General features: G+C 65.1%; 15 protein-coding genes. 9 read left to right on the plus strand and 6 right to left on the minus strand.

All coding sequences use genetic code 11. The features are described 5' to 3' along the window. Window positions 1-40 precede the first annotated feature (40 nt). The 4 genes from pstS to ACZYZ9_RS20220 all read left to right on the plus strand — a co-directional run bounded on the left by pstS (window position 41) and on the right by ACZYZ9_RS20220 (window position 5,778). A complete protein-coding gene (gene pstS, locus ACZYZ9_RS20205) occupies window positions 41-1,156 on the plus strand; it encodes a phosphate ABC transporter substrate-binding protein PstS (RefSeq protein WP_463828057.1) in 1,116 nt (371 codons plus the stop codon). A 475-nt stretch (window positions 1,157-1,631) separates the two neighbouring features. Next, window positions 1,632-3,671, plus strand: a complete 2,040-nt coding sequence (locus ACZYZ9_RS20210; RefSeq protein WP_463828058.1) for a serine/threonine-protein kinase PknD — start codon at window positions 1,632-1,634, stop codon at window positions 3,669-3,671. A gap of 245 nt (window positions 3,672-3,916) precedes the next feature. Then, window positions 3,917-4,321: an ArsR/SmtB family transcription factor gene (locus ACZYZ9_RS20215; protein ID WP_074343291.1), complete on the plus strand. Its 405-nt coding sequence runs from the start codon at window positions 3,917-3,919 to the stop codon at window positions 4,319-4,321. Window positions 4,322-4,434: 113 nt separating this feature from the next. Next, window positions 4,435-5,778, plus strand: a complete 1,344-nt coding sequence (locus ACZYZ9_RS20220) for an MFS transporter (protein ID WP_074343296.1) — start codon at window positions 4,435-4,437, stop codon at window positions 5,776-5,778. Between the two features lie 258 nt (window positions 5,779-6,036). Here ACZYZ9_RS20220 and ACZYZ9_RS20225 read toward each other — a convergent pair whose 3' ends face one another. Beyond that, a complete protein-coding gene (locus ACZYZ9_RS20225; RefSeq protein ID WP_074343292.1) occupies window positions 6,037-8,025 on the minus strand; it encodes a heavy metal translocating P-type ATPase in 1,989 nt (662 codons plus the stop codon). Window positions 8,026-8,119: 94 nt separating this feature from the next. Here ACZYZ9_RS20225 and ACZYZ9_RS20230 point away from each other — a divergent pair, with 94 nt between their 5' ends. Continuing rightward, the gene (locus ACZYZ9_RS20230) at window positions 8,120-8,482 is read left to right on the plus strand and encodes an ArsR/SmtB family transcription factor (protein ID WP_074343297.1); all 363 of its coding nucleotides are present in this window, start codon (window positions 8,120-8,122) and stop codon (window positions 8,480-8,482) included. Window positions 8,483-8,678: 196 nt separating this feature from the next. On the opposite strand, the gene ACZYZ9_RS20235 is transcribed toward ACZYZ9_RS20230, so the two are convergent. The 5 genes from ACZYZ9_RS20235 to lpqS (ACZYZ9_RS20255) form a co-directional block, all read right to left on the minus strand. Next, window positions 8,679-9,740 carry a PLP-dependent cysteine synthase family protein gene (locus tag ACZYZ9_RS20235; protein WP_463828194.1) on the minus strand — a complete coding sequence of 354 codons (1,062 nt, stop codon included), beginning with the start codon at window positions 9,738-9,740 and terminating at the stop codon, window positions 8,679-8,681. A gap of 235 nt (window positions 9,741-9,975) precedes the next feature. Then, a complete protein-coding gene (lpqS, locus tag ACZYZ9_RS20240; RefSeq protein WP_463828195.1) occupies window positions 9,976-10,290 on the minus strand; it encodes a putative copper homeostasis (lipo)protein LpqS in 315 nt (104 codons plus the stop codon). Window positions 10,291-10,670: 380 nt separating this feature from the next. Then, window positions 10,671-11,822: a PPE family protein gene (locus tag ACZYZ9_RS20245; RefSeq protein WP_463828059.1), complete on the minus strand. Its 1,152-nt coding sequence runs from the start codon at window positions 11,820-11,822 to the stop codon at window positions 10,671-10,673. A 31-nt stretch (window positions 11,823-11,853) separates the two neighbouring features. Further along, on the minus strand, window positions 11,854-12,153 hold the full coding sequence (locus tag ACZYZ9_RS20250; protein WP_463828060.1) for a PE family protein: 300 nt from the start codon (window positions 12,151-12,153) through the stop codon (window positions 11,854-11,856). 478 nt (window positions 12,154-12,631) lie between these two features. Then, window positions 12,632-13,081: a putative copper homeostasis (lipo)protein LpqS gene (lpqS, locus tag ACZYZ9_RS20255; RefSeq protein ID WP_463828061.1), complete on the minus strand. Its 450-nt coding sequence runs from the start codon at window positions 13,079-13,081 to the stop codon at window positions 12,632-12,634. Window positions 13,082-13,612: 531 nt separating this feature from the next. On the opposite strand from lpqS (ACZYZ9_RS20255), the gene lpqS (ACZYZ9_RS20260) reads away from it, so the two are divergent. The 4 genes from lpqS (ACZYZ9_RS20260) (at window position 13,613) to ACZYZ9_RS20275 (ending at window position 18,256) form a co-directional block, all read left to right on the plus strand. Beyond that, a complete protein-coding gene (lpqS, locus tag ACZYZ9_RS20260; protein ID WP_463828062.1) occupies window positions 13,613-13,984 on the plus strand; it encodes a putative copper homeostasis (lipo)protein LpqS in 372 nt (123 codons plus the stop codon). 61 nt (window positions 13,985-14,045) lie between these two features. Then, window positions 14,046-15,257, plus strand: coding sequence for a PLP-dependent cysteine synthase family protein (locus ACZYZ9_RS20265; protein ID WP_463828063.1), 1,212 nt, complete (start codon window positions 14,046-14,048; stop codon window positions 15,255-15,257). Then, on the plus strand, window positions 15,257-16,558 hold the full coding sequence (locus ACZYZ9_RS20270; RefSeq protein ID WP_463828064.1) for an MFS transporter: 1,302 nt from the start codon (window positions 15,257-15,259) through the stop codon (window positions 16,556-16,558). Before ACZYZ9_RS20265 ends, ACZYZ9_RS20270 begins: the two co-directional genes overlap by 1 nt. A 186-nt stretch (window positions 16,559-16,744) precedes the next feature. Next, window positions 16,745-18,256 carry a multicopper oxidase family protein gene (locus ACZYZ9_RS20275; protein WP_463828065.1) on the plus strand — a complete coding sequence of 504 codons (1,512 nt, stop codon included), beginning with the start codon at window positions 16,745-16,747 and terminating at the stop codon, window positions 18,254-18,256. Window positions 18,257-18,512: the final 256 nt, after the last annotated feature.

Here is an 18,512-nt window from a genome sequence, read left to right on the forward strand (position 1 = left end):
ACTCGACGTCTCAGCTGCCGCGACCTCTCCAAGGCGTGCTGTGAACGGCCGTCGAATGAGCGCTGCGGTCAGCCTGGTCGTTCTTAGCGTGCTGGTGTCCTCGGGCTGCGACAGCAACACAAGCCCCTCGTCATCGTCGCGGGCCAGTATCGGGTCGGCGCCGGCGAACTGCGGCGGCAAGAAACAACTAGAGGCAAGCGGGTCAACCGCCCAAAAGAACGCGATGGAACATTTGGTTGTCGCTTACATCCGAGCGTGTCCGGGCTTCTCGCTGGATTACCACGCTAATGGATCCGGTGCTGGGATGCAGGATTTCATTGCCGGCGAAACCGATCTCGCAGGTTCCGACTCACCGATGGACCCATCGAAGGGCGAGCCAGACAGTGCCGCCAAGCGCTGCGGTTCGCCGGCATGGGACCTGCCCATGGGATTTGGGCCGATCGCTGTGGCGTTCAACATCGGCGGCGTCGTTTCGTTGAATCTGGACGGTCCCACGATCGCGAAGATCTTTAACGGCACCATTACTCGTTGGAACGATCCGGCGATTAAGGCGCTCAATTCCACTGCGAATCTGCCCACGACACTCATTCACGTCGTCTTCGACAGCGAGTCGTCCGGCACCACAGACAATTTCCAGCGCTACCTCGACGGTGCATCGAACGGGGCGTGGGGCAAAGGCGCCGGCCAGACATTCAACGGCGGCGTCGGCGACGCTGCCAGCGGAAACGATGGCACCTCGGGTGCAGTGCGCAGAACGGAGGGATCGATAACCTATACCGAATGGGGTTTCGCGATGGCCCGTCAGTTGAACATTGCCCAGATTGTTACCTCTGCGAGCCCTGATCCGGTGGCCATCACCACCGACACGGTCGGCAAAACACTTGCCAGTGTCGCGTTCACGGCTGCGGGCAACGACTTGGTGGTTGACACGTCCTCGTTCTACCGGCCGACGCAGGCCGGCGCCTACCCAATTGTGCTAGTGACCTACGAGATCGTCTGTTCCACTTATGTTGAATCCCGGACCGGCGCAGCGGTCAAAGCGTTTATGCAGTCCACTATCGGTATCGGACAGCAGGGATTGGACCAGTACGGTTACCTTCCTCTACCGAGTTCGTTGCAAGCGAAGGTGACGACGGTCGTGAACCTCATCGCATGAAAACAGGTCACCAGCGCCTCGCCGGCGGACGGCGAATCAGCTCCGCTGATGCGGCGCCCCGTTTGGGCTGTTCCACGACGGCCGCCGACCCTGCGACCCAAAGTTGGTTGTCGCGACAGTGCGATCATGCTGACAGCAATCAGTGTCGTTGCGGGCGACGGCGCCTAGCGGAGCACGCGTGCTGGTCGGCCGGTTCGCATCACGAATACGGCCAAGTATCAAGGATGATCACATCGGTGCCATTAGACACACACCGCACCCAACCACGCCGCCGACCGCGCGACGTCGAAATCCGCCCGGCGCTCGGCCAGGGCATCTACTCCCCCGCCTCGGGTAACGATGGCGTCGGTGGCGTGCTGTCAGTGGCAACATTGGGAGGACCTTTCATGCCCCTTGGACATCATCAATTCTCCCGGCGAGCCGCTACCGACTCCGAAGTGAGGGCAAGCGCGCTCGGGCGTGTGGAGTGTCCACGGTGAGCGGCACCGAGCCGGGTGCGCGGGCAGGGTCGCGTTTCGGTCACTACCACCTGATTCGGCTTCTGGGGCGCGGCGGCATGGGCGAGGTTTACCAGGCCCAGGACACGCGCAAGCAACGGGTCGTGGCACTAAAGCTGATCTCGACGCGCTATTCCGACGACCCGGTGTTGCGGGCGCGAATACAACGCGAGGCCGACGCCGCGGGACGGCTGAACGAACCTCATGTGGTGCCGATCCATGACTACGGCGAGATCAACGGGCACTTCTATGTCGAGATGCGCTTGATTGACGGCATCGACCTGTCGACCCTTCTGCAGCGATCCGGCTCGTTAAGTCCTCCTCGAGCGGTGGCCGTCGTACGTCAGATCGCCGCCGCGCTAGACGCCGCGCACGCGATCGGTGTAATCCACCGCGATGTCAAACCGGAAAACATCCTGATCACGGCCAGCGATTTTGCCTATCTGGTGGATTTTGGTATCGCCCGCGCGGTCAGCGATCCCGGACTCACGCAGACCGGGACCGCGATGGGAACCTACAATTACATGGCCCCGGAACGGTTCACCGCCGACGCGGTCAGCTATCGCGCCGACATCTATGCATTGGCCTGTGTGTTGAGTGAGTGTTTGACCGGGGGGCCGCCGTATCGGGCTAACAGCCTCGAACGCATCGTTGCAGCGCATTTGCTTGAACCGCCACCGCAGCCCAGTCGGCTGCGACCCGGCGTGGTCCCCGTGGCCTTCGACCCGGTGATCGCACGAGGCATGGCCAAACAACCCGAGCATCGCTTCCGCACGGCAGGTGAACTGGCCGCCGCTGCGCACGACGCGCTGACCGCACCCGAGCGGCAGCAAGAAGCCACCATCCTGCAGCACGGCGATAACCCGACGCTCGCGGCCCGCGCCGTCGATAACGGGCCGGCTGGTCTGTGGGCCCCTCACGCAGTCTCAGATGTCGATCCTTTGCTGGCGAAACCGTCAGCGGTCGCCTTTGAACCCGCGCCAGGCGCCGAGACGATGGCCCGTCCCGTTGTACCAGAGACCTCCACTAGCAGCTGGGGTCAACCACGGCTCCCCTACGCCGCTGGCTCGGCGAGCTCGCCGCCCGTGAGCCCACCTCCTCACGCCTTCGAGCCCACCCTCACACCCGGTGCGCCCCGCGCGCGCCGCACAGGCAAGCGTCGGGCCGTGATCGGCGCCGCTGCACTTTTGCTGATCACTGCTCTCGGCGTCGCAGGATATCTGGGAACGCAGCGCGCGACCCCGTCGAAGCCAACCACTGGGCAAACCGTGGTGGCGTTCGCCGGCCTCAACCTCAGCCTCACCCCAGGAGGGGTGGCGGTGGACGGCGCCGGAAACGTATACGTCACTAATCAAGGCATGTACGGACGGGTGGTGAAATTGGCCGCCGGGACAGGAACCGCAACATTGCTGCCCTTTAACGGCCTCTACGAACCCCAGGGCGTAGCGGTTGACGCCGCGGGCAGCGTCTACGTCGCCGACTTCAACAACCGAGTGCTGAAGTTGACCGCCGGATCACACACCCAAACTGAGTTGCCGTTTACCGGTCTGAATTATCCCGAGGGCGTGGAAGTTGACAGCGAGGGCACCGTATACGTTGCTGACCGGGGCGGTAGCCGGGTGCTGAAATTGGCGGCGGGATCTAGCAACCAAGTGGTGCTGCCCTTCGATGGCCTCAAGAACCCCGATGATGTGGCGGTCGATACCCTAGGCAACGTCTATGTCACTGACTCTGATAACGACCGAGTGGTGAAGCTGGCCTCGGGGTCCACTGCGCAAACCGTGCTACCGTTCACCGGTTTCACTTTGCCGTGGGGTCTTGCGGTCGATACCCGTGGCAACGTCTATGTCACCGATCAGGAGAACAACGAGGTCGTAAGATTGGCGGCGGGGTCGACCGCCCAAACCGTGCTACCGTTCACCGGCCTCAACACCCCCCTCGCAGTGGCAGTGGATCACGCCGGCAATGTCTACGTCGCCGACCGGGGCAATGGCAGGGTGGTCAGGCTAGCGGGCTAAGGAGCGGCGGGGACCCTGCTGCGCCGACCGTATCGGAGGTCGCACGAGCACTTCGTGTGTCAGCTACCGATTTCTGGTCGCCAACCGCGCAGTGTCAGACAGGTCCGGTGCGCGCAATCGGCGGCAATCCTACCCGCGGCGACGAAGCTATTCCGGAATCGCCGACTGCTGTTCCTGCCCAGACCGACTCGGCGCGCTGAGACCGGCCGCGCTCCAGACCATCCTGCGTAGGCTATTATCTGCGTATGAATGCAGGTAACGCACGTGACTGCTTGGACGACGACCACGCCGACCTTATCGTCGAAGTGTTCCGAATGTTGGCCGATCTCACTCGGATTCAGTTGTTGTGGGCGCTGACTAGTCAGGAGTTGTCGGTCACTGAGTTGGCCGAGCGACTGGGCAAGCCTGCGCCGTCGGTGTCTCAGCATCTGGCCAAGCTGCGCATGGCGCGGTTGGTGTGCACTCGTCGATCGGGCACGACCATCTATTACAGCCTGGAAAACGAGCATGTCCGCCAGTTGGTAACCGATGCGGTGTTTAACGCTGAGCATGCCGGGCACGACGTCCCGCCGCATCATCGCGCCGACGCTGCTGTGCACCCACTAACCAGACAGCCGGCCAGAAAAGCCCACAACCAGCCGTCGCCCTAGCTCGCCGTTGGCCTCCTGGCTGGCGAGTCCACCCTCGCGAGACTCGTTGGTGGACAAGGGTTCTCACTGGCGACCGCGCCGTCGTGGCCTGATGAAGCATGAAAGGACTGAGCATGTCGTTGTTCAGCTACCGCGACTACCGGCGTTTGTTCGCCGCCCAAGTCGTCGCGTTGTTCGGGACCGGGCTGACCACCGTGGCGTTGGGATTGCTGGCGTACCAGTTGGCCGGTGCTGACGCCGCCGCTGTGCTGGGAACGGCGCTGGCGATCAAAATGATCGCCTATGTGGCGGTGGCGCCGATCGCCGCGGCACATGCTGACCGGTTCCCCCGCCGGCTCATGCTGGTGAGTTTGGATGTGATCCGAGCAACGGTGGTCATGGCGCTGCCGTTCATCGACCAGGTCTGGCAGATCTATGTGCTGATCGCGGTGTTGCAGTCAGCGTCAGCGGCGTTTACCCCGACCTTTCAGGCGGTCATCCCCGAGGTGGTGACCGATGAATCTGACTACACCGCAGCACTTTCGGCCTCCCAGCTTGCCTCCACCATGGAAAACCTGCTCAGCCCGGTGGTGGCCGCATTGCTGTTGACGGTGATGAGTTTCCATTGGCTGTTCCTTGGGACGGTGATTGGGTTCTTGATCTCGGCAGTGTTGGTGATCGGCACCCGAATCCCTGACGCGTCTCGCAACCCACGCGCGAGCGCCTGGGACAAGATCGCAGCCGGGATCCGCATCTTCGCCGCGACCCCGCGGCTGCGAGGTGTGCTCGCCCTGAACCTGGCCGTGGCCGCAGCCGGCTCCATCATCATGGTCAACACCGTCAACTATGTGCGCGACGCACTGGGTCGCTCTCAAGCCAATGTCGCGTGGCTGCTCGCCGCCGGCGGGACCGGCACGATGCTCGTCGCCTTGCTGCTGCCCCCGGTGCTGCGCCGGGTGCCCGAGCGAAACGTCATGATGGCCGGCGGGGTGCTGCTGGTCTTCGGCGCCGCTGGCGCGATCGGCCTGACCGCGACCCACGCAGATCAGCGCTGGAGCGCGGCCTTGGTGATCTGGACGCTGATCGGGGCCGGGATGAGTCTCGTCTTGACCCCGGTCGGCCGGGTGTTGCGCCGCTCGTCGACTCCAGCGGATCGGCCCGCAGTGTTCGCCGCCCAGTTCTCCCTGTCGCACCTGTGCTGGCTGCTGACTTATCCGATCGCAGGCTGGGTCGCCACCTTGGCCGGCTTCCGCACCGCCTGGACGATGCTGGAGGCGATCGCCGCGGTGGGCGCGGTTGCTGCGCTATTGCTGTGGCCCCGAACCGATCCCGAGGAACTTACTCACACCCACGACGACGCCACGACCGACTCTCATCATCTCGACGACGCCACGACCATGCAGGGCGGTCGCGTGCAGCACACCCACGTCTTCGTCATTGACCGAAACCACCTACGCTGGCCCGACCCGACCAAATAGCCGACCGGCTTCTTCTGCCCTGGCTCGTTGATACCCCACGCATGAGGTCGGCTCTTCACACCGTGACCGCTGGCGGCCATCGGGCCCGCGACGCCGGAGCCCACGAGTCATCAAGACCCGTCAGTACAACGGGAGCCCCTGAGCGCGGCCGGCGCGGTGACGGCGACGATGATGTCGCTGCCGATACTGACCGCAGGCTGACTCGACCGGGACGGATGCGCCGGCTCCTGCGCGGCCAACCGCCGGTCAGGCCAGCGGCTATGCGCGACTCGCCGACCGGGTCGGAAGTCGCCAGGCGCGGCGGGACAGCAGTCGCATTCCGTTGAGGCCCACGATGACGGTGGATCCTTCGTGTCCGGCGACCCCCAGCGGCAGAGGTAGGTGACCAAGCAGGTCCCACAACACCAACACGGTGATAAAGCTCGACGCGATGACCAGGTTGGCGATGACGACTCGGCGCGCCCGCCGCGACAACATGATCACCTTCGGAATGGTCGCCAGCTCATCGCGGACGACGACGGCGTCGGCGGTTTCCAGCGCCAGATCAGAACCGGCCCGGCCCATGGCGATTCCCGTGTGCGAGGCAGCCAGCGCTGGGGCGTCGTTGACGCCGTCGCCGACCAGCAGCACCCGATGGCCGCGGTCATCGAATTCGCGCACGGCGCCGACCTTATCCTGCGGCAGCAATCCGGCGCGCACATCGTGGATGCCAACCCGCCCGGCAAGTGCGGTGGCGGCGCGCGCGTTGTCACCGGTCAACAGCACCGGCGTCGCACCGGTCAGCGCGGTCAACGCGGTCACGGTCTCAGCGCCGTCGACACGGACTTGGTCGTCGAGGCCCAGCACACCGACCGCGTCGTCGTCGACCAGCACGACGACTGCGGTCTTGCCTTCGGCTTCCAACCCGGCCACCACCGCAGCGGCCCGGGCCGACGCCGCACTGCTCGGACCGGTGGCCAACAGCTGCGTCGGGCTGCCCACCACCACCTGGCGGCCATCGACCACCGCGCGCACGCCCCGGCCGGGAGCCGATTCGAACGCGTCGATCATCGGCAGTGTCAATCCGCGATCGGTGGCCGCGCCCACCACCGCGGCGCCCAGAGGATGTTCGCTAGGGTGTTCGGTGGCCGCAGCCAAGGTGAGCAATTCCTCGGCGTCCAGGCCGGCGCCACGAAGAGGTCGGATGTCAGACAGCTCGGGTGTGCCTCGCGTGAGGGTGCCGGTCTTATCGAACGCCACCAGGGAGACCGACCCCAGCCGTTCCATCACGACCGCGGATTTGACCAATACCCCGTGCCGGCCGGCGTTGGCCATCGCTGACAGCAAGGGCGGCATGGTCGCGAGCACCACTGCACAGGGTGAGGCCACGATCATGAACGTCATGGCCCGCAACAGCGACGGTTGCACTGCGGCGCCGAGCGCCAGCGGGACGAGAAAGACGAGCACGGTAGTCGCTACCACCCCGAGCGAGTAGTACTGCTCGACCTTCTCGATGAACAGTTGCGCGTTGGCTTTGGTGGCCGAGGCTCCTTGCACCATCGCCACGATGCGGGCCACCACAGTGTCGGCGGCGGCGCGGTCCACTCGAACCCGCAGCACACCGGTGCCGTTGAGGGTGCCGGCGAACACTTCATCGCCGAGCCCTTTGGCGACCGGGAGTGGCTCGCCGGTGATCGAGGCCTGATCGACGTCGCTGGCACCGAAGGTGACCTGCCCGTCGGCGGCTATGCGTTCCCCGGGGCGCACCACAATCACCTCCCCCACCGCCAGGGCCGCCGCATCCACCACCCTTTCATCTCCCGAGGCGGTGATCACGGTGGCGCGCTCGGGCGCCAAATTCAACAGGCTGCGCACCGAATCGGCGGTGCGTCGGGTCAGGAACGCTTCCAACGCGCCGGACGTGGCGAAGATGACGATCAACAACGCGCCGTCGAGGACCTGACCGATCCCCGCCGCGCAGATGGCCGCGACAATCATCAGCAGATCCACATCCAGCGTGCGCCTTCGCAATGCCCGCACACCGGCCAGTCCCGGTTCCCACCCGCCAGTGACATAACACGCCAGATACAACACCCACCACACCCAGACCGCGGCGCCGCCGTATTGAGTGGCGACCCCGAGCGCAAACAACACGGTAGCGACCGCTGCCCACCGCACCTCGGGCAGCGCGAACGCCCGCGTGCGGACCGCGGTGCCCTCGCCACCGCCGGCGTGGACAGGGCCGCGGCTTAGCACCTGAGACGACATAGAACTACCTCCGGGACAAGCGGGTGGGGGCGCCGTCAATATACAGGATCATATGAATACGTCTTCATTCGTGCACGTTGATAGGATGATGGACATGGGTCACGGAGTCCAGGGCAAGTCCACCCCACCCGCGCAGTTGGACGCTGACTCGGCCGCGTCAGTGGCGGCCACTCTGCAGGCGTTGGCGACACCGAGCCGGCTGCGGATCCTGACCCGCCTCCGCCACGGCGCGTGCTCGGTCTCTGAGCTGTCCGATGCCGTCGAGATGGAGCAGTCCGCGGTGTCGCACCAATTGCGGCTGCTACGTGCCCTAGGCCTGGTAAACGGCACTCGTACAGGGCGCAGCGTGGTCTACAGCCTCTATGACAACCACGTCGCCATGCTGCTCGACGAAGCCGTCTATCACATCGAGCACCTCGGTAGCGAGATCACAGACGACCCCGCTATCAACGCTTGATCCGCAGCGATTCAGCGATGTGTCCCCAAGTTGCCCCCCGCGCAGACGGCTTGCGCGACCGAGGCCGGCGGTTGGCACCGTAACCGAGTCGCCGGACCAGAGCAGGTGTGAGGGGTTTGGCGGCCGGCCTGCGAGAGAAGTCAACGAGATCCCGCTTCCGCAGTGATACGTCCGCGCGTTGCCTGTGCCAGCGCCGCTACCGCTGAACGACGGATGGATCAACCACCGTGGTGCACCGCGTCCAGGATTGCACCACCTTTGCAGCTGGAGTTCTGATGACGGCGGGGTGGCTGGGCCGGGCCTCGGTCAGCAGATCGTGTTCGCGGCAGTAATTGTCGTTGTAGATGGTGTCGAAGTAGCGCAGCGGACCGTCGGGGAAGACCGCAGCAATCGTGGTGCCGCGTCGGTGGGTGCGGGCCGCCCACCCGGCGACCAGCGCCACCGCGCCCACACTCCATCCTCCGCTGGTGTAGTAGGTGCGTGCCAGCGTGCGGCACGCCCACACCGCTTCGGCGGGCGCTACCCAGTGCGCCTCGGCGAACGCCGGATAGTCGACGTTGCGGGGATAGATGCTGGATCCCAGGCCGCGCATCAACCGCTTGGCGGCAGCTGGTTGACCAAAGATTGTCGAGCCGACGGTATCCACCCCGATCAACTTGAGGCTGGGGTTGGCTCGGCGCAGCACGTGGGCCACACCGGCGGAGTGACCACCGGTGCCCACCGAGCAGACCAGGACATCGATGCTTCCGAGCTGATCGAGCAGTTCCAGCGCCATCTCCTGGTAGCTGTCTACGTTGTCGGGGTTGTTGTACTGGTCGGGATTCCACGCGTTCGGGTCTGCGGCCAACAGCTCAGCAACTCGGGCTTTGCGAGCCTGCTGCCATCCGCCGCTGGGATGCGGCTCGGTGACGATGTCGATGCGCACCCCGTAAGCGGCCAGCATGTGTTGCACGATCGGTTCCATCCCGGGGTCGGTAACCACCGTCACCGGATGATCGTGTACCTGCCCCGCTAGCGCGAGACCCAGGCCTAGTGTGCCGCTGGTGGATTCGACTATCTGGGCGCCGGGGCGCAAGACGCCGCGGGCTCGCGCGCGTTCCACCATGTGTAGGGCTGGGCGGTCCTTCAGTCCGCCGGGATTGGCGCCTTCCAGTTTGGCCCAGAAGCCTCGGTGATCGTCACTGAAAGGCTCGGAGATCCACAACACCGGTGTATTCCCTACCAGGTTGGCGGGTTTGCGGTGCCGGCCTGCGTTGATGCGCCGCCTCGCAGAGTTGAGTTCCCTCCCTAAGTCGTGCGGCCGTGGGGTCAAACCCCCGTTGCGGTGCGGTTGCGCAGTATTTGTCGCGGGATTTAAGCGTTCACAAGGTGCTCCGGGCAGGTCATTGTTCATTTGATCGTCGCTTTCCCAGGTGCGCCGCATGGGGCGGCATTGAACGTCGGTCAGCGGTCACCGGTCGTCGTGCAGAGCACCACGAAGTGACGCTGATCGATCAGCGACGAGTCAGGCAGAAACGCGTCAAGAGGTCTTGCCCGGCAAGTGCAGCGCGCGGGACTTTGGGCGGCCCTCGCACGAATGGCGCTCTCAGACTGGCCTGTACCGCGGTGATCACCGCCACTGCCACTGCCACGCCCAGCTCGATCAACGTAGCGGCTTCTCGCGGCAACACGACAGCTGCCAACGCGTCGTGACATTCGGTCAATGACTTATGGAAAAGATAAGTGTGATCAGCGTGGGCGGTGAACGCATCGCCCGCCGCGGACAGCAGCGCCTGTGAGTGGTTGGTGGGACCGGTGAGTCTCCGAATGCAGCATTGCGGCGTGGTCGATCAAGGTAAGTAGAAACATCGCGATGCCGGCCGCAAGCACCAGTCGCCACCGCGACCGCCGGGGTGCGTTGCCTGCGCGTAGCACGCCGGAAGCGCAGCGGCGCAGGACAATGCCCGAAGTTGCGCGCCGCGGCGTGGACCGCGTAGCTGTTGATTGGCCGTCAGAACTGCACCCGTCGGGCCCAATGGTGCGCAGCGAACTTATTCGAGGCGGAACCGCCTGTTTCCGCGCGAACCTCATACCCCCATAGGGTACGGGTGGAGTGCCGTCCTGGCAACCGGACGCGCCAACTGCTTTGGTGGCATTGAGCTGCAAGTTCTCGTTTCTGTATGTCTACTGGACTTACGCGCGAGCCCTGCTATCCCAGGCCGGACCAGCGGGGCACCATTGGGGGGCGTTCTAAGAACCGCGCATCGGGCACGATACCGGCTGCGCCGCGTTCGGCTGCACCCGCCAAGGGCAGCCCGCCCAACATGGCTGGCCCGGCTGCGTCGGCCGCTGGTACGGCGCTCACATTGGCGCCGGTGAGTCCTGCGGCCGCTCTGGCTGGTACGGCGGTGGTCCAACTCGGTGGCACCGACAGCGGCCCCACCAATCCCGCCCGGCCCACACCCGCCGAGACCGCCGCATTGGCACCGCCAAGACCTGCTACTCCCCCAGCCTGCGACCCCAGCACCCCCGAACCGAGCCCGTCAGCAACAGTCGGCGTCAATGCCGCGGTGGCCGACGGGAGCAAGTTCTTGAGTTTCTCTCCGGTCGATAGCCCCGCACTGGCAATCCACGCGGTTGAACTTATCGTTGACAGCTCTGGGTTGATCGCGCTGAGCGCCGAGGACAGCGACCCCGACGTCAGCGGTGAGGCGAGACCCTGCAGTGCCGTGGGTAGCGACGACGTCAGCTGCGTCAGTGCCGCTTGCGTATCCGTTGCCGCCGCAACGCCGGTGACCTGCGCAACAACTGCACCTTGCGCAGCCAGTCCGCTCGGATTGGTGATCTGCTGCGGCGCGGTGAACGGCGTCAACGTTGACGCGGCTGCCGACGATCCGGCATAGCCATACATCGCCATCGCATCTTGTGCCCACATCTCCGCGTACTGGGCCTCGGTGGCCGCGATGGCTGGGGTGTTCTGCCCGAAGATGTTGGTCGCCACCAGCGACATCAGTAAGGTGCGGTTGGCTGCGATCACCGGCGGCGGCACGGTTGCCGCGAACGCCGCCGCGTAGGCCCCGGCCGCGGCCCGGGCCTGGTCGGCCGCGTGCTCGGCCTCGGTGGCGGTCATGCTCATCCACGCCACGAACGGCGCTGCTGCAGAGACCATCCACGTTGCCGCCGGGCCCTGCCAGGACAGAGCCGCCAACCGCGAGATGGTCGCGGCATACGAGGTTGCCGCCGAAGATAGTTCTGCGGCCAGCTCGTCCCAGCCAGTCGCGGCAGCAAGCATCGGCCCGGAGCCGGGGCCCCAATACATCCTGGCGGAGTTGACTTCCGGCGGGAGCGCACCGAAATCCATTCGCGTGTCCCTTCGAGTGTAGTGATCCGCGTCAGCGGGTCGCGGCGGCGTTAGCTGCCTCGGTAGCGGCATAGGAGCTAGCGCTGGTCGCCAAGGCGGCAACAAACTGGTCATGAACGGCTGTGGCCTGCGCGGAAACTTGCTGGTAAAGCTGCGCGTACGCAGCGAATTGGGCCGCTGTTAACGCCGAGACTTCGTCAGCGGCCGCGGGGACCACCCCGGCCGTCGGGGCGGCCGCCGCCGCGGTTGCGGCCCCCACCGCTACACCCACGGTCTGCAGATCGCCTGCCGCCGACGCAAGCGCTGCGGGATCTGTCGTCACAAAGGACATGTGTGTGCCTTTCTTGAGAAACCTCCGCCGCGTGCATGATTCACGGGAGCGGGCGGCGCTGATGTGAGTGTCATCGGATCCCAGGCGGTTACAACCCGCCGATCGGTTGCTAGCCGGTTACCGGGCGTGGCAAAAAGTTGACATACCGCCACTATCTGGCGCGTCCGGGTGAGACGAGCTACCGCATTTGCTTGCGGCTTCTCCCAGCTGAGCGCCACCACGCGGTCAGTAGCCGGCACGTGGCAGCACCCCGGGGAAGCGCAGCCGAATCGGCCACGTCGGGCGGTGGACTGTTTTTTCGTCTGATGAAGGCGCCAGCAGCCACACGGTTCGGTGGGATTGACGAGACACGTGAGGTCACCGGACGTTGAATATTGCATGAGATCGTCGCTTGGGTCAGGCCGCGACACAACCGCGGCGTTAGACATCGATCGAGTCGTGGTCGTGGGGCATGGCCCCGCGACCTGGCGCTGACCGGTCAGCGGCGAGCCAGGCAGAACCGAGTCAGGCGATCTTGACCGGCGAGAATGGCGGCCGGTGCCCCCGGAGGGCTCCGCCCGGCCGGTACAACTAGTGGCGCCAGCCATCCCCTAACCCCGAGTGCCACCAGACCAACGCCGAGCGCGATTAACGACGCAGCCGCCGGCTGCGATACCGCCTCAACCGCGGACATCTTGGACGCCTTGCATGCGGGCAGCACGTGATCAAGAGACGGCTGATTCGCGTCCGCACCGAGCGCCACGGGCAGCGATGTCGATGAGAGCGGCTGCTGGGCATGCGAAGGCAACGATGGGATACGCGAAGGCACGCAGTGGCCAAGAATCGCTAATCCTGCTACAGCGCCCACGACAACGACCGCCAACCGCAACTTGAGCGGTCGGCGTGCCGCGACACCTCGGTCATCCGACCCTAATCGGATGTTCCCCATACCCGCATAGGGTACACCATGAGTGCCGCTGCGAGGCTTTGCCACCGTGCGCCGCGTCACCGACGATGACACTGAGCAGTGTGACTCGGAGTTTCGGCACCACGATGGACAAATCGGCACCGCCCTGGACGTCGGCTACTTGTTCGCGACGGCGCCGCGCAGTCCACGGACGCCGCGCACCTGACACGTGGAGTTCTACGCAGCGCGGGGCCGGGAAGCCGGCGCCTAGGATCGCGTCATTGACCATCCTTTGGTGATGCACCCAAAGCGTGTCTTCGGCAATTTGTGCGGTGCGAGCTGCGCCCTTGCCGAAACGTTCGACTGCCCGTACCCTCAGGGGGTATGGGGTACTTAACGGCGGCGACTGCAGCCATCCGGTACGTGCTACCTAGCCGCATATCCCGGACCCCGCGCCTCATCGGGGTGCAGCCCCGAGGCATGTTTTCAGTGCCCGGTGGCCGCTGGTACCCTAAAGCTATTGTGAATGCCCAAGTTCCGCGCCGGCGACCCCGGTGGCAAGTCATCGCGGCGATGACTGCTGCTGTCGCCGCGGTTGCGATGTGGGTGCTGGTCCAAGGGCACGCCGTGGTGCGGTCTGAGTCTTCTGCGTCTCATCCGGCGCACGTGTCGGTGAGTTCGCACAGTACTGACTCTTCGGTCCACAGCGATGACGCCCATCTGGGCCACCCGTCACCAGGTGGTCACCATGAGGCGTTGGTTACCGCGGTGCTACCCCATTCCCCGGCCCCGACGGTGGCAGCCCTCACTGTGCTGGTGGTCGCGGTCGCTGTTGCTTTCTTCTGGCGGCAAGCGACCTTTTCCGGACGCGGTCCGCCACGAAGACTCGCTGCTGCGGTGACCGGTCAAGATCTATTGACACGGTTCTGTCTTTCGCGTCGCTGATTGGTTAGCGCCAGGCCGTTAGTGCATCGCCACGACGGCCGGTGGCCGCTGCCCGTTGTCAATGGCCGCGCTGGGCGGCCTCACGCTAGAAAGCGACACTTCCATGAACAACTCTCACTCTCGTCCGTTGACCTCGTTGGAATCCCGTCTGTTGTGCAGTTCCCGGTCATTGCCGTTCGTGAACCGCGCACCCAGTGCTGGACAGTGCCACCCCGCCTTGGGTAGCCACCGCCAGCCGGCTGGGCTGGTGGGTAACACCCCGGTATTGCGCATCTCGGAGCCGTTAACCGCTGCAGACCGCGGATTCTGGGCCAAGTTGGAAGCTTTCAACCCCGGGGGCAGCATGAAAGACCGCCCCGCCGTGCACATGGTGGAGCGTGCCCGCGCCCGCGGCGAACTGCGCCCCGGAGCCCGGATTGTGGAATCCACCAGCGGGTCACTGGGTCTGGGCCTGGCACTGGCCGGCATGGTGTACGGCCACCCCGTCACGGTGGTCACCGACCCAGGCATGGAACCCATCGTGCAGAACATGCTGCGCGCGTATGGCGCCGAGGTCGACCTGGTCACCGAAGCGCACCCGGTCGGCGGATGGCAGCAAGCCCGCAAGGACCGCATCGCCCAGCTACTGGCCGCCGATCCTGATGCGTGGTGCCCCAACCAGTACAGCAACCCCGAAAATGTCGATGCCTACCGACCGCTGGCCCTGGAGTTGCTCGACCAACTCGGTCGCATCGACGTGCTGGTGTGCTCGGTGGGCACCGGGGGGCATTCGGCCGGCGTGGCGCGGGTGCTGCGCGAGGCCAACCCCGATCTGAAGGTGATCGGGGTGGACACCGTCGGTTCGACGATCTTTGGTCAACCCGCGGCCAGTCGACTGATGCGGGGCTTGGGCTCGAGCATCTATCCGCGCAATGTCGACTATGCGACGTTTGACGAGGTGCACTGGGTGGCGCCGGCTGAGGCGGTGTGGGCGGCCCGCGCTTTGGCGGCTACCCACCACGCCAGTGGCGGCTGGAGTGTGGGTGCGGTCGGTTTGGTTGCTGGGTGGGCGGCGCGCACGATGGCGCCCGATACCAGCATCGCGGCGGTTTTCCCTGATGGGCCGCAACGGTATTTCGACACCATCTATAACGACGACTACTGCCGCGACCACGGGCTGCTCGATCAGCTACCGCCCCAGGAGCCGGACGTCATCGACCACCCTAACCAGCGGGTAGTGCAATCCTGGACTCGGTGTGCCACCGTGCTTGATCCCACCGGAGCGATGCAGTAATGGAATTGATCACCCAATTCCGCAGCTTCGACCGGCCCAGCCGGATGCTGATGATCAACCAATTCGGCATCAACCTCGGCTTTTACATGCTGATGCCGTACCTGGCGGCTTACCTCGCCGGCCCCTTGGGGCTGGCGGGGTGGGCTGTGGGGCTGGTCTTGGGTATCCGGAACTTCTCCCAGCAGGGCATGTTCATTGTCGGCGGCACGTTGGCCGACCGAATCGGCTACAAACCGTTAATTGTTGCAGGGTGTGTGCTGCGCACCGGCGGTTTCGCCTTGCTCATCGTTGCGCACTCGTTACCGGTGGTGTTGATTGCCTCGGCAGCCACCGGTTTCGCCGGCGCGTTGTTCAATCCGGCGGTGCGCGCCTATCTGGCCGCCGATTCCGGCGCTCGCCGCGTGGAGGCGTTCGCAGTGTTCAACATCTTCTACCAGGCCGGGATTCTTCTGGGTCCTTTGGTCGGAGTGATGTTGGTGGCTATTGATTTCCGCATTAGCGCCGCGGGTGCGGCCGGCGTCTTTGCGGTATTGACCGTGGCCCAGCTGCTGGCGCTGCCGCAGCACCGTGCTGATCCGGCGCGGGAAAAGACGTCGATACTTGATGACTGGCGAGTCGTCGTCGGCAACCGGTCTTTTCTGTTGTTCGCCTTGGCGATGGTCGGTTCTTACGTGTTGTCGTTCCAGGTGTATCTCGCCCTTCCGCTGCAGGCCTCACTGCTGACTAAGCGCTATCAAACGCTGTTAGTGGCAGCGGTTTTCGTCGTGTCGGGACTGGTTGCGGTCGCCGGACAGCTGCGCATCACCCGCTGGTTCGCCGCTCGGTGGGGCCACGGGCGCAGTCTGGCTATCGGCCTGGCCATCATGGCGGCCTCGTTCTTGCCGCTGCTTGTTATCCCTGATAGTTCTGGGGTCGGCGTTGTCGCGGCGGTAGTTGCGCTGCTGGTGTCAGCGGCCATGCTTGCCGTCGGCTCCGCCGCGGTCTTCCCGTTTGAGATGGACACGGTCATGGCGTTGGCCGGAGGCCGGCTCGTGGGCACCCATTACGGGTTCTACAACACCATTGTTGGCGTGGGAATTTTGGGCGGCAATTTGCTCACCGGGTGGGCGATGGGTGCTGCGCGGCAGCTGGGTGTGGGTGCATTGGTTTGGGCAGGGTTGTTTTTGGTCGGCGTCACCGCCGCGCTGGCCCTACACGTCCTTGACCGCAATCATCACTTGGAGCCTGCAGCTGCCGACGAGTGCCCGGCCGGGCCGACCAGCGCTCGAGGTGCTAGCGAACCTGGGCGGGATCGGATCTAAGGCGCTGGTGCGTGCCGCGGTGGTGCGGGCTAACAGTGAATCCGGACACCGGTTGGACGACACCGCGTTTCGCGCGAGCGCCGTTCTGGGCCACTGCGCTGCGGCGAACATCGGTGTGAGTCGAGAGGTTTCGGCGACGTGCCCACGGCAGAGGCCGAAGGGGGAAAGTTTGAGGAGGGACTCGTAATGAGATCGGTGTGGAATGAGGGTCTGTTGAATCGGCGTGCGTTTGTCACGGCCTCGGTGGCCGGCGGGGCCGCGGTGGCGCTGGGGGCATGTGGGCGAAGCAATCCTGCGCCCAGCGCGGAACGAGCTATCGCCGCGGCCGAGGCCGCGCGCCCGCACACCGGACGCACCGTTACTGCCACGTTCACGGCGCAGCCGGCCCCGATCGACCTCGGCGGCCCCATCGCAGGCACACTGGCCTACGGCGACACACTGCCCGGCGCCCCCCTCCGCGCTAATGTCGGCGACGACCTGGCGGTCACCGTCAGAAACCGGCTCAGCAACCCCACCTCGGTGCACTGGCACGGCATCGCGCTGCGCAACGACATGGACGGCGTGTTCCCTGTTACCCCGAATATCGCGGCCAACAGCGACTTCACCTATCGGTTCTCAGCGCCGCACCCCGGCACCTACTGGGCCCACCCGCATGTCGGCATGCAAACCGACTACGGGCTCTACCTGCCGGTGATCATCGACGACCCCGCGGAGGCGGCACGCTACGACGCCGAATGGGTTGTCGTCCTTGACGACTGGACCGACGGCATCGGCAAGAATCCGCAACAGTTATTCGACGAGCTCAAGGGCTCGCACATGCCGGCTCACGGGTCCGGCCAGCAGGAGATGGCTGGGATGTCCGCGGTGGGTAGCAGTGCGCTGCTGGGCGGCGACTCCGGCGACATCGACTATCCGTACTACCTGGTCAACGGTCGGATTGCGGCGGCGCCGACTACCTTTGATGCTCGGCCGGGCCAGCGCATTCGCATCCGCATCATCAACGCCGGCGCTGACACCGTCTTCCGCGTGGCCCTGGCGGGCCACGTCATGACGGTCACCCACACTGATGGTTTCCCCGTTGTGCCGACCGAGACCGACGCTTTGTTGGTCGGCATGGCCGAACGCTATGACGTCATCGTCACCGCCAGCGACGGGGTCTTCCCACTCGTGGCCATGCCGGAAGGTAAGCAAGCGGTCGCGGCACGGGCGCTGCTCAAGACGGCCAATGGCAGCGCACCCGATGTGAACTTTCGGCCCACCGAGCTCAACGGCCGAGTCGGTACGGTCGACACCTTCACCGCCCCGCCGGCCGCCAGTCTGGGCTCGGCGGCCTCAGCGGTGAATCTGGACCTGGAATTGACCGGGTCAATGATGAAGTACGACTGGGCCATCAACGGCAAGCCCTACCCGGACAGTCCGCCCGTGAGCGTCAAGCAGGGCCAGCGCGCCACGCTAGTCTTCACCAACTCCACGATGATGTATCACCCCATGCACCTGCACGGCCATACGTTCCAGATGATCAAGTCCGACGGCAGCCTGGGTGCGCGCAAGGACACCGTCATCGTGCTGCCCAACCAGAAACTGCGCGCCGTGCTGATCGCCGACAATCCGGGTTCTTGGATGATCCATTGCCACCACGGCTATCACCTGGACGCCGGCATGATGACCACTTTGAACTACACCGCCTACACCAGCTAGCGGGTGGCGCGCTCTGCAGCACCAACTCGGCCACGCCCGCACGGCGCCGGCCTGGGCGACCGGTTGCGCAGCGACCGGGAAGGCAGTGGGTAAGCAGATGACTACACCGCAGTCAAGCAACGGCCCGGCCATTCCCCTTGAACCGCGCGGGAAAGACGCGTCGGGACGGCCGGCTGAGGGCTGTCGCGGCGATCGCACTGCGACGTTGCGACAACGTTTGTTGTGCCGCTCGGCTCCGCTGGCCCTACCGGCCCCT

The sequence above is a fragment of the Mycobacterium sp. IDUB_28 genome (assembly GCF_055419285.1).

Excerpts from the sequence above, each read along its gene's own strand:
- ACZYZ9_RS20215 (WP_074343291.1), top strand. The coding sequence starts at position 3,917 with ATGAATGCAGGTAACGCACGTGACTGCTTGGACGACGACCACGCCGAC.
- ACZYZ9_RS20220 (WP_074343296.1), top strand. The coding sequence starts at position 4,435 with ATGTCGTTGTTCAGCTACCGCGACTACCGGCGTTTGTTCGCCGCCCAA.
- ACZYZ9_RS20225 (WP_074343292.1), bottom strand. The coding sequence starts at position 8,025 with ATGTCGTCTCAGGTGCTAAGCCGCGGCCCTGTCCACGCCGGCGGTGGC.
- ACZYZ9_RS20230 (WP_074343297.1), top strand. The coding sequence starts at position 8,120 with ATGGGTCACGGAGTCCAGGGCAAGTCCACCCCACCCGCGCAGTTGGAC.
- ACZYZ9_RS20245 (WP_463828059.1), bottom strand. The coding sequence starts at position 11,822 with ATGGATTTCGGTGCGCTCCCGCCGGAAGTCAACTCCGCCAGGATGTAT.
- ACZYZ9_RS20250 (WP_463828060.1), bottom strand. The coding sequence starts at position 12,153 with ATGTCCTTTGTGACGACAGATCCCGCAGCGCTTGCGTCGGCGGCAGGC.
- lpqS (WP_463828061.1), bottom strand. The coding sequence starts at position 13,081 with ATGGGGAACATCCGATTAGGGTCGGATGACCGAGGTGTCGCGGCACGC.
- lpqS (WP_463828062.1), top strand. The coding sequence starts at position 13,613 with ATGACTGCTGCTGTCGCCGCGGTTGCGATGTGGGTGCTGGTCCAAGGG.
- ACZYZ9_RS20265 (WP_463828063.1), top strand. The coding sequence starts at position 14,046 with ATGGCCGCGCTGGGCGGCCTCACGCTAGAAAGCGACACTTCCATGAAC.
- ACZYZ9_RS20270 (WP_463828064.1), top strand. The coding sequence starts at position 15,257 with ATGGAATTGATCACCCAATTCCGCAGCTTCGACCGGCCCAGCCGGATG.
- ACZYZ9_RS20275 (WP_463828065.1), top strand. The coding sequence starts at position 16,745 with ATGAGATCGGTGTGGAATGAGGGTCTGTTGAATCGGCGTGCGTTTGTC.